The 13,253-nt window shown below is 65.7% G+C and carries 9 protein-coding genes and 2 pseudogenes; 7 read left to right on the top strand and 4 right to left on the bottom strand.

Annotated elements, in window-relative coordinates; genetic code table 11:
- Positions 1–90 precede the first annotated feature (90 nt).
- Positions 91–711: a glutathione S-transferase family protein gene (locus tag J4G43_RS13740; protein WP_071917660.1), complete on the bottom strand. Its 621-nt coding sequence runs from the start codon at positions 709–711 to the stop codon at positions 91–93.
- A gap of 141 nt (positions 712–852) precedes the next feature.
- Here J4G43_RS13740 and J4G43_RS13735 point away from each other — a divergent pair, with 141 nt between their 5' ends.
- Positions 853–2,130 (top strand): flavin-dependent oxidoreductase, encoded by a 1,278-nt coding sequence (locus J4G43_RS13735; protein WP_208085114.1) that lies wholly within the window; start codon positions 853–855, stop codon positions 2,128–2,130.
- Between the two features lie 202 nt (positions 2,131–2,332).
- Here the strand turns inward: J4G43_RS13735 and J4G43_RS13730 are convergent, their stop codons facing one another.
- Together J4G43_RS13730 and mutY are read right to left on the bottom strand one after the other, a co-directional pair.
- Positions 2,333–2,755 (bottom strand): PaaI family thioesterase, encoded by a 423-nt coding sequence (locus tag J4G43_RS13730; RefSeq protein WP_208085113.1) that lies wholly within the window; start codon positions 2,753–2,755, stop codon positions 2,333–2,335.
- A gap of 58 nt (positions 2,756–2,813) precedes the next feature.
- Positions 2,814–3,953, bottom strand: a complete 1,140-nt coding sequence (mutY, locus tag J4G43_RS13725) for an A/G-specific adenine glycosylase (RefSeq protein WP_208085112.1) — start codon at positions 3,951–3,953, stop codon at positions 2,814–2,816.
- Positions 3,954–4,081: 128 nt separating this feature from the next.
- On the opposite strand from mutY, the gene J4G43_RS13720 reads away from it, so the two are divergent.
- The 3 genes from J4G43_RS13720 (at position 4,082) to smc (ending at position 9,053) form a co-directional block, all read left to right on the top strand.
- On the top strand, positions 4,082–4,573 hold the full coding sequence (locus tag J4G43_RS13720) for a DUF721 domain-containing protein (protein ID WP_028150718.1): 492 nt from the start codon (positions 4,082–4,084) through the stop codon (positions 4,571–4,573).
- Positions 4,574–4,713: 140 nt separating this feature from the next.
- Complete coding sequence (locus tag J4G43_RS13715; RefSeq protein ID WP_028150717.1) at positions 4,714–5,370, top strand: DsbA family protein; 657 nt, start codon at positions 4,714–4,716, stop codon at positions 5,368–5,370.
- Between the two features lie 218 nt (positions 5,371–5,588).
- Positions 5,589–9,053, top strand: a complete 3,465-nt coding sequence (gene smc, locus J4G43_RS13710) for a chromosome segregation protein SMC (protein WP_085402526.1) — start codon at positions 5,589–5,591, stop codon at positions 9,051–9,053.
- Positions 9,054–9,189: 136 nt separating this feature from the next.
- Here the strand turns inward: smc and J4G43_RS13705 are convergent, their stop codons facing one another.
- On the bottom strand, positions 9,190–10,365 hold the full coding sequence (locus tag J4G43_RS13705) for an IS481 family transposase (protein WP_208083680.1): 1,176 nt from the start codon (positions 10,363–10,365) through the stop codon (positions 9,190–9,192).
- 112 nt (positions 10,366–10,477) lie between these two features.
- Between J4G43_RS13705 and J4G43_RS13700 the strand changes: the two are divergent.
- The 3 genes and pseudogenes from J4G43_RS13700 to istB all read left to right on the top strand — a co-directional run.
- Positions 10,478–10,621, top strand: a pseudogene (locus tag J4G43_RS13700) (small ribosomal subunit Rsm22 family protein); the annotation flags it as partial.
- 172 nt (positions 10,622–10,793) lie between these two features.
- A pseudogene (gene istA, locus J4G43_RS13695) lies at positions 10,794–12,334 on the top strand (IS21-like element ISFK1 family transposase).
- Positions 12,335–12,352: 18 nt separating this feature from the next.
- Positions 12,353–13,114 (top strand): IS21-like element ISFK1 family helper ATPase IstB, encoded by a 762-nt coding sequence (gene istB / locus J4G43_RS13690; RefSeq protein WP_011090937.1) that lies wholly within the window; start codon positions 12,353–12,355, stop codon positions 13,112–13,114.
- Positions 13,115–13,253 lie beyond the last annotated feature (139 nt).

Genomic DNA, 13,253 nt, shown 5'->3' with positions numbered 1-13,253 from the left:
AAAGCGTGCCCACCACTTCTTTCATAGCGCGGATAGATGGTGGGCACGGCGCTTTGCGCCTTTGCCCACCCTACGAAGCCGTCGCCCTGCCTACGCCTTCTGCGCGTCCATCACCTTGCGCACGGCGGGGCGGTCGGACATGCGCTTGAAGTGGTCGGCGATCTTCGGCGTGGCGTTGATGTCGACGCTGTCACCCTCGAGCCAGAGCGAGAGCGTGTGGAGGTAGGGATCGCAGATCGTGAACTGGTCGCCCATCACCCAGGGACCTTTGAACATCTTCTGCTCGATCAAGGAGAAGCAGGCGCCCATGCTCTTCGGCACCATCGCCTTCATGTCGGCGAACGAGCTCTCCTGCGTCGCCCAGCGCGCGCCGCGCATCTTGTGGGCATGGTTGATGTGCGCGGTCGAGCAGAGATAGGAATTGAACGACTGCACCTGGGCGAAGTCGAAGGGATCGTCGAGCGGGGCGAGCTTCGCCTTGGGGAAGGTCTGCGCGATGTAGGCCAGCATCGCAGGCGTCTCGGTCAGCACGCCGCGATCGGTCACCAGCGCCGGCACGCGGCCCTTCGGATTGATCGCGAGATAGTCCGGGCTGTTCTGCTGGTTATCCTTGAAGCTCAGCCGTTCAGCCGTGTAGTCGGCGCCGGCCTCCTCCAGGGTCATGTAGGTGGCGAGCGCGCAGGTGCCGGTGGCGTAGTAGAGCTTGAGCATGTCGGACCTCATGGGAAAATTGGAAACTAACGGCTGCGGGCCGCCAGGTCCATAGCAGGACGTTCTCCGTGCTTTTGCTCTTCGCAGTTGCCCACCGCCGCCCGCCTGTGCCAAGACGCCCGCAATCGGAGGGGTTTTGTCATGACCGTACTCATCGCCGGTGGCGGCATCGGCGGGCTGACGCTTGCGCTCAGCCTGCACGGAATCGGCGTTCCCGTAAAAGTGTTCGAGAGCGTCGCGGAACTGAAGCCGCTCGGCGTCGGCATCAACGTGCTGCCGCATGCGGTGCGCGAGCTGATCGAGCTCGGGCTGATGGACCGGCTGGACGAAAGCGGCGTGCGCACCCGCGAGCTCGCCTATTTCTCCAAGCACGGCAAGCCGATCTGGAGCGAGCCGCGCGGGCTGGAAGCCGGCTACAAATGGCCGCAGTTCTCGATCCATCGCGGCACCCTCCAGCAGCTTCTGCTCGACACTGCGGTCGAGCGGCTCGGCCGCGACAACATCTTGACCAGCCACCATCTGACCGGCTGGACCGAGACGGCGGGCGGCGTCCGCGCCGACTTCATCGACAAGGCGAGCGGCAAGGCCGCCGGCACTTACGAGGGTGCGATCCTGATCGCCGCCGACGGCATCCATTCCGCCGTGCGAGAAAAGCTCTATCCGCAGGAGGGACCGCCGATCTGGAACGGCCGCATCCTCTGGCGCGGCGTCACGCCGTCAAAAGCGTTCCTCACCGGCCGCACCATGATCATGGCCGGGCACGAGATCCTGAAATTCGTCTGCTATCCGATTTCGAAGGCGCCGGACGCAGCGGGCAACCATCTGATCAACTGGGTTGCCGAGCGCCACATGCCGCCGACCTATCAGTGGCGGCGCGAGGATTATAACCGCACCGCGCGGCTGGAGGAGTTTCTGCCCTGGTTCGAGAGCTGGCAGTTCGACTGGCTCGACGTCCCCGGCCTGATCAAGAACTGCCCGCACGCCTACGAATATCCGCTGGTCGACCGCGATCCGGTGTCGCAATGGACCTTTGGCCGCGTCACGCTGATGGGCGACGCGGCGCATCCGATGTACCCGATCGGCTCGAACGGCGCCTCGCAGGCGATCCTCGATGCCCGCACCATCACGCGCGAGATCCTGGCGCATGGCCCGACGACTGCAGCGCTGCTCGCCTATGAGGCCGAGCGCAGGCCCGCGACCACCGACCTCGTCCTGCTCAACCGCAAGAACGGCCCCGAGCAGGTGATGCAGCTCGTCGAGGAGCGCGCGCCTGACGGCTACGACGTCGTCACCGACGTGCTGTCGCAGCAGGAGCTGGAAGACATCGCCGCAAATTACAAGCGCGTTGCGGGGTTCCAGGTCGAGGCGCTGAATGCGAAGCCGCCGATCGTGAGTGCAGGTGCGCGCGCGAAGGTGTGATGCTCTCGCTCAAAGCGAGATGCGCATAAATGCGCCCTCGCCCCTTGTGGGAGAGGGCAGCGACGCTGACAGATGCAGGCTCACTCGGGTGAGGGGTCTGTCTCCGCGAGTCCAACTCGCATTTGAGTTCGCGGAGACATACCCCTCATCCGGCGCTTCGCGCCACCTTCTCCCGCAAGGGGAGAAGGAAGAAAGAGCGAGTCTATTTCCCCACCACCCTCGCCGCCTCCAGCAGCCGCTCGCTGGCGCTCGCCGTCGCCAGCACCGTGCCGTCTTCGGCCATCAGCTTCGCCTCGACGAACGCAATCGTCTTGCCGAGCTGCGTCACCTTGGCCTCGCCGATGATCGGGCCGGGCCTTGCGGGGCTGAGGAAATTCACGGTCATGCTGATCGTGGTGGTGTAGAGCCGGCCCTCGCTCATCACCAGCACGGCCGGCCCCATGGTGTCGTCGAGCATGGCAGAGAGCATGCCGCCCTGGATGAAGCCCGCCGGATTGCAGAACTCGGGCTTGCCCTCGAAGCCGAGCCTGATCCAGCCCTCCTCCGGACGGGCATCGAGCAGACGCCATCCGAGCAGCTCGGCGCAGGGCGGCCTCTTGAAGTTGTCGAGTGCGGTCTTGACCATTGGCAGCCTCCGTATCGGGCGCTGATGCTGATAGCGTAGCGCTGCTGCCAGCGTGCTGTCAGGAAGGTGGGGCCGCTGAAGGGTCCAGCGCGTGCGCGATCACCTTGCGCATGACGTTGGGCAGCGCTTCACCGGCGAGGGTCGCGATCGGCACCCAGCGCATGCCTTCGGGCGCGCGCGTGCGCGCTTCGGCCTTCGCCGTGTAGACCACCAGCTCCAGCGGAAAATGCGTGAAGACGTGGGTGACGACGCCCACCTTGCGCTGCCAGCGCGACAGCCCCTTCAGGTCGGGCGCCTGCTGCTTCGCCGTTGCGTCTTGCTGACCAGCCAGCCAGTCCGAGCCCGGCACCTCGGTCATGCCGCCAAGGAGGCCTTTTTCGGGCCTCGAGCGGACCAGCAGCTCGCCGCCGCGCGTCACGACGAAGGCAGCCCCGCGCCGCAACGTTCCGCTCTTCTTCGGCGCCTTGCGCGGAAACGCTTCCTGCGTCGCCAGCGCACGCGCGGTGCAATCCTCATTGAGCGGACAGAGCGAGCAGGCCGGCTTCTTCGGCGTGCAGATCGAGGCGCCCAGATCCATCAGCGCCTGCGCGCTGTCGCCAGCGCGAGACGTCTCGTCGCCGGCGCGAGCGTCCGCAAGCAGCGTCGCCGCCAGTTGCTGGATCAGCGGCTTGGCCTGCGGCAGCTCCTCTTCGACGGCGAACAGGCGCGACACCACGCGCTCGATGTTGCCGTCGACCGGCATGGTGCGGCGATCGAACGCGATCGCGGCGATTGCGGCTGCCGTATAGGGTCCGATCCCCGGCAGCGCGCGCAGCCCCTCTTCCGTGTCGGGAAACACACCGCTGTGCTCGCGCGTCACGGCCACCGCGCAGGCATGGAGATTGCGCGCGCGGGAGTAATAGCCGAGCCCGGCCCACATCCGCAGCACGTCATCCTGCGACGCCCGCCCCAGCGCCGTGACATCCGGCCAGCGCGCGACGAACTTTTCGAAATAAGGGCCGACGGCTTTCACGGTGGTCTGCTGGAGCATGATCTCCGATAGCCAGACGCGGTAAGGGTCCGAGGTCTCGCCGGGCATCGCGCGCCATGGCAGACGGCGGCGATGGCGGTCGTACCAGGCGAGGAGCGCGAGCGGGCGCGACGAGGTCCCCGCCTGAGCCGGTTCCGATTTCGCCATTAGTGCCGATTTGGGGCTCATGCTCTCACTGTAGCGGCAACGCGCCGGCCTCTCCACGTCATGCCCACCCTCGTCGCGGGCATCCACGTCTTTCTTCGCGGACCGCTCCCCAATGGTGAGGCCTGCCCTCCGAAGTGCTATAAGGGTCTATGTCCAAATTCCCTCCCAGACCCGGTCCCATCAGCGCCAAACCGCTGTCGCTCCTGCTCAACGACGTCTTTGCCGAGGCCTATGCCAAGCAGGGTTTTGCCGCGCGCGAGCTGGTGACCCGGTGGGCGCAGATTGCCGGGCCGGAGATTGCGGCCCATGCCGAGCCTTTGAAGATGCAATGGCCGCGGCCGGTCGAGGGCCAGCCGCAGGAGCCGGCGACCCTGGTGCTGCGGGTCGAGGGGCCGATGGCGCTGGAGATCCAGCACTCCGCCGACGTGATCCTGGAGCGGGTCAATCGCTTCTTCGGCTGGAGCGCGGTCGGCAAGCTCGCCTTCCGCCAGGCCCCCCTGTCGCGCGCCCGGCCGCCGGTCCGGCCCGGTCCGCCGGATCCCAAATCGGTGGCCAAGGTGGCGGAGAGCCTGGGGGACATCGAAGATGAAGAATTGAAGACAGCGCTGGCGCGGCTCGGGGCGGCCATCAAGCGAAATTGAGCCTCATTCCGCCGGTAATCTGGACCCGTCCCTGTCGCTCGCCATTGCCTCGAACTACGTTTCAAGCTAGCGACAGGCCGCCTGAACGGGAACTTTGATAAGAACCTTGGGGCGAGACCACACCAATTCGGGAGCCGACCTTGATCATCACCCGCCGCGCCTTCAACACGATGCTGTCGCTGACCGGTCTTGCCGCGCTCGCCGGGCTGTCGCCGCTGCGGTTCATCTCCGAGGCCATGGCGCAGTCGGCCGCCGATGTGGCCAAGCCCGTGTCGCTGCCCGACATGGCACTCGGCCCCAAGGACGCCCCCGTCACCATCACCGAATATGCCTCGATGACCTGTCCGCATTGTGCGGCGTTCAACGAGCAGGTGTTCCCCAAGATCAAGTCGGAATACATCGACACCGGCAAGGTGCGTTACATCTTCCGCGAGTTCCCGCTCGACATCAAAGCCGCCGCCGGCTCGATGCTGTCGCGCTGCATCGCCAAGGACGACGCGTCGAAATATTTCGCGGTCACCGACATGCTGTTCCGCCAGCAGAACGATTGGGTGCTGAAGAACACCACGGAGACGCTGACGCGGATCGGCAAGCAGGCCGGTCTCACCCAGCAGCAGGTCGAAGCCTGCCTGAAGGACCAGGCGCTGCTCGACAAAATCGCCGCCGACCAAAAGTACGCCAGCGACGTTCTGAAGGTGGATTCGACGCCGACCTTCTTCATCAACGGCGAGAAGATCAAGGGCGAAGCCTCGTTCGATGAATTCGCCAAGAAGATCAATCCGCTGCTGAAGAGCTGATTTTCCCCGCTCAACGCCTGATTCGCATCTCGAAAGCCGTATCTTTCCCGGCATAAATCCCTTGGGAAAAGCGGTTTTCGCCGGTTGCCCTCGCGGCGCACCGCGGCCATTGTCCGACCGCATGAGGCGCCTCGCGCGACTCACCCAGAGAGTGACATTGCCTTCCATGGTATTGTCCCGGCAGGGGGATTCGCGCCTGCCAACAGAGATGCGTGCTTATGAAAATCACCCGCCTGCGCCTTCACGGCTTCAAGTCCTTCGTTGAGGCCACCGACTTCGTCATCGAGCCCGGCCTGACCGGCGTGGTCGGACCCAACGGCTGCGGCAAGTCGAATCTCGTCGAGGCGCTGCGATGGGCGATGGGCGAAACCTCGTACAAGTCGCTGCGCGCGGCCGACATGGACGCGGTGATCTTCGCCGGCTCCGGCAACCGTCCTGCGCGCAACCACGCCGAAGTGACGATGACGATCGACAACACCGATCGCACCGCGCCGGCGGCGATGAACGACAGCCAGCTGCTGGAAATCTCCCGCCGCATAGAGCGCGAGGCCGGCTCGGTCTATCGCATCAACGGCCGCGACGTCCGCGCCCGCGACGTGCAGATCCTGTTCGCCGACGCCGCCACCGGTGCGCGTTCGCCGGCCCTCGTCCACCAGGGCAAGATCGGCGAGATCATCCAGGCCAAGCCCGAGCAGCGCCGCCGCGTGCTGGAAGATGCTGCCGGCGTCGCCGGCCTGCACGCCCGCCGCCACGAGGCCGAATTGCGGCTGAAGGCCGCCGAAACCAACCTCACCCGCGTCGAGGACGTGATCGGCCAGCTCGCCGGCCAGATGGAAGGCCTGAAGAAGCAGGCCCGCCAGGCCGTGCGCTATCGCGAGGTCGCGGCCAAGGTCCGCAAGGCGGAAGCCACGCTGTTCCACCTGCGCTGGATCGGCGCGCATGCCGACGTCAACGAATCCGGCCAGACCCATGATCTCGCGGTTCGCGAGATGGCCGAACGCACCCAGCACCAGGCCGAAGCCGCCCGCATCCAGGCCATCCGCGCCACCGAAATGCCGGCGCTGCGCGATGCCGAAGCGCGCGCCGCGGCCGGGCTGCAGCGCCTGACCAACGCACGCGAGCTGCTCGACCGCGAGGAAGAGCGCGCCAAGGAGCGCGTCGCCGAGCTCGAGCGGCGCCTGGCCCAGTTCGAGGGCGACATCTCGCGCGCCCAGCAGCAGACCATGGACGCCGACGTCGCGCTCCAGCGGCTCGACACCGAAGACGCCGAGCTGAAGGAAGAGATCAAGTCGCGGGTCGAGAAGCGCTCAGGTGTCGACGAGCGCGTCGGCGAAGCCGAGGCGGTGCTGACCGAAACCGAGCACCAGTTCGCCGAGCTCACCACGGCGCTTGCGGACCTCACCGCCAAGCGCAACCAGCTCGAAGCCAATGTCCGCACCCATCGCGACAAGCTCGCCCGCCTCGACCAGGAGATTTCGAACGTCGCGGCCGAGGAGCAGAAGCTTGCCGACGAGACTGGCGGCTTCGGCGATCTCGACGAGCTGACCGCAACGGTCGAGAACGCGGAGCAGACCCTTGCTGCTTCGGAAGCTGCGGCCCAGGCGAGCGAAGCTGCGCATGTTGCCGCGCGCCAGACGCTGGAATCCTCGCGCTCGCCGCTGGTCGAAGCCGACAAGCGCGTGCAGCGTCTCGATACCGAAGCGCGCACGATCTCCAAGATCGTCAACGGCGAGACCAAGAATCTGTGGCCGCCGATCATCGACGGCATCACCGTCGACAAGGGTTTTGAAAAGGCGATCGGTGCCGCGCTCGGCGACGATCTCGATGCGCCCGTCGATCCGTCCGCGCCGATGCGCTGGACCAATGCTGGCGTCACCGACGGCGATCCGGAGCTGCCCGAGGGCGTCGTGCCGCTCGCGAGCCACGTTCAGGCGCCCGCCGAGCTGGCGCGCCGCCTGGCGCAGATCGGCGTGGTGCCGCGCGAGCGCGGCGCCGAACTGGTCTCGCAGCTCAAGACCGGCCAGCGGCTGGTCTCGCCCGAAGGCGACGTCTGGCGCTGGGACGGCTTTGTCGCCGCGGCCCACGCCCCGACCGGTGCGGCACGGCGCCTCGCCGAGCGGGCCCGCCTCGTCGACATCGAGAACGAGCTGGAGCAGGCCCGCATCGACGCGCAGATCAAGCGTCAGGCACTGGAGAACGCCGAGTCCGAGCTGCAGATGGCTGCCAGCACCGAAGGCGCCAGCCGCGAGGCCTGGCGCGCCGCACAGCGTGAGCTCAACGTCGCCCGCGAGCGCCATGCCACGGCCGAGCGCGAGATCAGCCGCCGCGCCGCGCGCAAGGCGACGCTGTCGGAAGCCCATAGCCGCCTCGCCGCCGACCGCGCCGAGGCCGAGGCCGCGTACGAATATGCCGAGGCCGGCATCACCGAGCTGCCGTCGAGCGAGGACACCGAGACCCGTCTCGCCGCCGTCCGCAGCGACATCGAAGGCCATCGCCGCATGGCCGCCCAGGTCCGCGCCGAGGCGCAGGCGCTGGCGCGCGAGGCGGAGCTCGCCGACCGCCGCGTGCAGGCGATCCTCGCCGAGCGCACCGAGTGGCAGAACCGCAAGGAGAGTGCGGCCTCTCACATCGACACCATCCAGACCCGCATCACCGAGGTCTCGATCGAGCGCAGCGATCTCGAAAACGCGCCCGCCGTGTTCGCCGAGAAGCGCAGCGCGCTGATCACCGAGATCGAATACGCGGAAAACGACCGCCGCATGGCCGCCGACGCGCTCGCCTCGGCCGAGACCGCGATGGCCGAAACCGATCGCGTCGCGAAATTGACCCTCGAGGCGCTCTCGAGCTCCCGCGAGGCCACCGCGCGCGCCGAGGAACGCATGGAAGGCGCACGGCGCCGGCTCGAGGACATCGAGCGCGAGATCCGCGACATGCTCGAGGTCGAGCCGCAGGCCGTTGCCGGCCTCGCCGAGATCGAGCCCGGCGCCGAGCTGCCGCCGCTGCACGACATCGAGGAAGACCTCGAAAAGATGCGCCGCGACCGCGAGCGTCTCGGTGCTGTCAACCTGCGCGCCGAGGAAGAGCTGCGCGAGGTCGAGACCCAGCACACCGGCCTCGTCACCGAGCGCGATGACCTCGTCGAAGCCATCAAGCGGCTGCGCCAGGGCATCCAGAGCCTCAACAAGGAAGCGCGCGAGCGGCTCCTGACCTCGTTCGAGGTCGTCAACAACCACTTCAAGCGCCTGTTCGTCGAGCTGTTCGGCGGCGGCGAGGCCGCGCTGCACCTGATCGAGAGCGACGACCCGCTCGAAGCCGGTCTCGAGATCATCGCAAAGCCGCCGGGCAAGAAGCCGCAGACGCTGTCGCTGCTTTCGGGCGGCGAGCAGGCGCTGACCGCGATGGCGCTGATCTTCGCGGTGTTCCTCACCAACCCCTCGCCGATCTGCGTGCTGGACGAAGTCGACGCACCGCTCGACGACCACAACGTCGAGCGCTACTGCAACCTGCTGCACGAGATGACCAGCTCGACCGACACCCGCTTCATCATCATCACGCACAACCCGATCACGATGGCGCGGATGAACCGGCTGTTCGGCGTCACCATGGCCGAGCGCGGCGTCTCGCAACTGGTGTCGGTGAGCCTGTCAGAGGCGGTGGACATTCTCGACCAGAACGTGGCGTGAGCCTCCGGTCGTTCCACACCCATTGACGTCATCATCCGCCTTGTGCGCAAATTGCGCACTGGAGCGGATGATCCAGTACGCCGCGGCCTCTCGGTTCACGGCGCCGTCTCGGAATACTGGATGCCCCGCCTACTGTTTAGTCCGGAGACATGGCTGACACCTGTTCGGACACATCACTGACAGGTTGGCCATTGGTCAAGTCGATCGATGCGACCTGCCAGCTGGCGAAGAAGATTCCGTAGTGGCCGTCACGAACCAGTGGCCGGATGGCAAGGCGTTCGCGGGCGAAGGCCTGGGGAACTTTCCAGAAGCGTCCCTTGAAGGAGATGTAGGGTCTTGTCGATGAGACCCTGCGCACGATCTCGCCGCTGTCGTATTCGACGTTCGGAACGCGGGCCGGCATGGGGCGAGCACTTGGCCGGAAGCGATCGGCAGGGACCTGCATATCGAGGCCTTGGTGAGGCCGCTCCAGATTGTAGACCGGCCGCCAGGCGTCGAAGGCGCGCTGGACTTCCGGGAGAGTTCGGAAGCGGCGCATTGCAAACACCTCGGCCTTCAGGGTGCGATGGAAGCGCTCGTTCTTGCCGCGGGCCTGTGGGTGGCATGGCCTGGCGTGCACCACCCTGACGCCAAGCTTGAGCAGCCACACCTTCAGTCCGGTCCAACGAATGCCGGACGTATCGCCCCAGGGTGAGCCATTGTCGGTGTAGAAGGCCTCTGGCAGGCCATAGCAGCGGAACGTCGTCGACAGGTGATTCTGCACGGTGAGACGCTGCTCGTCGGCACATGCCTTCAGGCACAGCACGTAGCGCGAGTGATCGTCGACGATGGTCAGCGGATGGCATCGTGTCCCGTCGGCCAGCGGCAGGTGGCCCTTGAAGTCCATCTGCCACAGCAGATTGGGAGCTTCCTTCTCGAACCGGTGGCCCGGATTGGGCGGCGCATTCTCACTCGGTTTGACCCGGCCGTTCCGACACAGGATCTGGTGCACCGTTGATGGCACAGGCACCGTCTGCCCGCCCCGCTTCAGGCAATGGGCAATCTTCCGTGCTCCCCAAGCCGGATGCTTGTCGCGTACAGCCAGGACTTCTACTTCGACCGCAGCCTCACTCCGCTTGGGCATCGCATGCGGGCGCCGGGAGCGGTCGGCCAGCTCCCGATCGCCGGCCTGCCAGCGCGCCAGCCACTTGTAGCCGACGTCAGGACTGATGTTGAACCGACGGCACAGTTCGCGCCGGTTGGCGCCCTCCTGCAAAGCCAGCCGCACAAACTCGTGACGCTGATCCATCACTGACACCTCGCTCCAAGGCATGGACGGCCTCCCGAATCGGACCAATCCAGCCAATGTTGATGTGTCAGCTATGTCTCCGAACACCCGTCAGTGATCTGTCCGGGCTAAACACTACGCGGGGCATGACGAGAAGATGATCTCACCCACCCTCCCCGCTGAGCTAAAAGCAGCCCTCGACGGCAAGCTCCAGGGCTTCTCCCGCACCGACGCCGCACAGCGCTCGCAAAAAATCTCGACCGCCTATCGTGCAGGCGGCACCTCCGGCACCATCAAGTCTGCGCGTTTCGCGGGATCGTGAGCGCGGATTTCAGGGGATCGTGAGCAGAGATTTCAGACGATCGTGAGCAACGATTTCGCGGGATCGTGAGCAAGGCTTTCGGAGCCTTGCAGCGCTTCGGCCGACAACTCAACCGGCTTAGGGATGACCTCGTGGTTAACGAGGAAGTCCAATGCCTACCCAGAGATTGTCGATGCGCCGGATCAAGGAAGTCCTTCGGTTAAAACATTTTCAAGGCCTGCCAGAGCGGGCCATCGCGCGGAGCGTGGGCGTCAGCAACGGCGTTGTGCACAGCTACCTGAGCCGCGCCCGCTCTGCTGGGTTGAGCTGGCCGCTTCCGGAGGGAATGACCGATGAAGACCTGGAGCTTTTGCTTTTCCCGGCCCCACGACCAGCGTCTCAGAGCCCGCAGCGGCCGGTGCCCGACTGGAGCTACATCGATAAAGAGCTCCGCCGGCGCAACGTAACCCGTCGCCTGCTCTGGGAGGAGTATCGCGCCGTTAATCCCGACGGTTTCGGGTACACGTGGTTCTGCACTACCTACGAGGCCTGGAAGGGGCGGGTCCGACCTTCGATGCGGCAGATTCATCTGGGCGGCGAGAAGGTGTTCGTGGATTTCGCCGGCGACACCATCGACATCGTCGATCCGCTGACCGGGGAAGTGCAGCCGATGAAGCTGTTCGTCGCGGCGATGGGCGCTTCGAACTACACCTACGCCGAGGCCTGCCCCAGCGAGAGCTTGGCCGACTGGATCCGGGCCCACGTCAACTTGTTCACTTTTTGAGCGGAACGCCGACGTTCGTGGTCTGCGACAACCTCAAAGCCGCCGTCAGCAACCCCGACCGCTACGATCCCGGCCTCAATCGCACTTATGCCGAGATGGCGAGCCATTACGGCACGGCCATTCTCGCCGCACGGCCGCGGCGCCCAAAAGACAAGGCGAAGGTCGAGGTCGCGGTGCAAATCGCCCAGCGCTGGATTCTGGCCCGGCTGCGCAATCAGCGCTTCTTTTCCCGGGCCGAGCTCAACGCCGCCATCAAGACACTCGTCGACGAACTCAATGCTCGTCAAATGCGTGGCTTCGGCTCAAGCCGCGCCGAACTGTTTGCCGAACTCGACAAACCCAAGCTAACCCCGCTGCCAGATCAGCCTTATGCCTTCGCACGCTGGAAGCGCTGCCGCCTCGCTCCCGATTATCATGTCGAGGTCGACGGCCATTGGTACTCCGCGCCGTATCGTCTGATTGGCGAGCTGGTCGATGCCCGTATCGACGATCGGACGGTCGAGATCTTCCACAAGGGCCAGCGGATCGCCAGCCATGCCCGCGCGCCCAACCGACGCGGACACACCACCATCGCCGACCACATGCCGAGCGCCCATCGCCGCTACGGCAAATGGACCCCCGCCGCGGTGATCGCCGCCGGCGAGCGGATCGGTCCTTCGACAGCAGCGTTTTTCCAGGCCGTGATCGACGCCCGGCCCCATCCAGAACAAGGCTTTCGAACCTGCCTTGGCATTCTGGCGCTCGTCAAAAGCTACGGCGCCGAACGCCTCGACGCAGCCTGCCGGAGGGGCATCCTCATCAAGGCGCGCTCCGTCGCCTCGATTAGATCGATCCTCCAGAACGGCCTCGATCGCACGTTCTTCGACGAATCTTTCGAGCACCAGCCCCTGCGCCACGGCAATATCCGCGGACGCGACTACTTCCACTGAAGCAAGGAGAGACCCGGCATGCTTAACCACCCAACCCACGAACGGCTGATCGAGCTTGGCCTGACCGGAATGGCCAAGGCCTTCGAGGAGCAGCGCCGATCGCCCGATCTCGAAGCCCTGCCGTTCGAAGATCGCATCGGCCTGTTGGTCGACCGCGAAGCCGCCGAACGCGACACCAGGCGGCTCACCACGCGCCTCAAGATCGCCGCACTGCGCCAGACTGCTTGCGTCGAGGACGTCGATCTGCGCACCCCGCGGGGCATCGACCGCGCCGTTTTCGCCAAACTCGTCGAAGGTCGCTGGATCGATCGCCACGAGAATTTGCTCGTCACCGGGGCAACCGGCCTGGGCAAAAGTTGGTTAGCCTGCGCGCTCGGCCACAAGGCCTGCCGCGACAACCGATCAGTCCTCTATCATCGCGTTCCAAGGCTGTTCGAGGCGCTCGCGCTCGCGCGCGGAGACGGACGTTACGCTCGGCTCCTCAAAAGCCTCGGCCGCGCTCAGCTTCTGATTTTGGATGATTGGGGACTATCGGTGCTCACCGCCGCGGAACGCCGCGATCTGCTCGAAATCCTCGAGGACCGCCATGGCCGCGCATCCACCATCGTCACAAGTCAGCTCCCCGTGGACACCTGGCATGGAGCCATTGGGGACCCCACGGTCGCCGACGCCATTCTCGATCGCCTCGTCCACAACGCCCACCGCCTCCAGCTCACCGGAGAAAGCATGCGAAAACGCAGCGCCAAAACCATCACCCTTGACGGCCAACCAGAACACTGACTCTATCTCCCATCGGCCGTAGCGGGCTGCTCACGATCGTCTGAATTCAGTGCTCACGATCGCGCGAAATCGATGCTCACGATCCGTGAAATCCGCAATCAAGTCGGAGGCCGATGCGCTCGCTTATGCGCTGGCGCGG

Source organism: Bradyrhizobium barranii subsp. barranii (genome assembly GCF_017565645.3).
GTDB classification, from domain to species: domain Bacteria; phylum Pseudomonadota; class Alphaproteobacteria; order Rhizobiales; family Xanthobacteraceae; genus Bradyrhizobium; species Bradyrhizobium barranii.
This window is presented reverse-complemented; position numbering and strand designations above follow the sequence as displayed.

Bases quoted from the DNA above. Each gene is read 5' to 3' on its own strand.
- J4G43_RS13740 (WP_071917660.1), bottom strand. From the start codon at position 711: ATGCTCAAGCTCTACTACGCCACCGGCACCTGCGCGCTCGCCACCTAC.
- J4G43_RS13735 (WP_208085114.1), top strand. From the start codon at position 853: ATGACCGTACTCATCGCCGGTGGCGGCATCGGCGGGCTGACGCTTGCG.
- J4G43_RS13730 (WP_208085113.1), bottom strand. From the start codon at position 2,755: ATGGTCAAGACCGCACTCGACAACTTCAAGAGGCCGCCCTGCGCCGAG.
- mutY (WP_208085112.1), bottom strand. From the start codon at position 3,953: ATGAGCCCCAAATCGGCACTAATGGCGAAATCGGAACCGGCTCAGGCG.
- J4G43_RS13720 (WP_028150718.1), top strand. From the start codon at position 4,082: ATGTCCAAATTCCCTCCCAGACCCGGTCCCATCAGCGCCAAACCGCTG.
- smc (WP_085402526.1), top strand. From the start codon at position 5,589: ATGAAAATCACCCGCCTGCGCCTTCACGGCTTCAAGTCCTTCGTTGAG.
- J4G43_RS13705 (WP_208083680.1), bottom strand. From the start codon at position 10,365: ATGCCTTGGAGCGAGGTGTCAGTGATGGATCAGCGTCACGAGTTTGTG.
- istB (WP_011090937.1), top strand. From the start codon at position 12,353: ATGCTTAACCACCCAACCCACGAACGGCTGATCGAGCTTGGCCTGACC.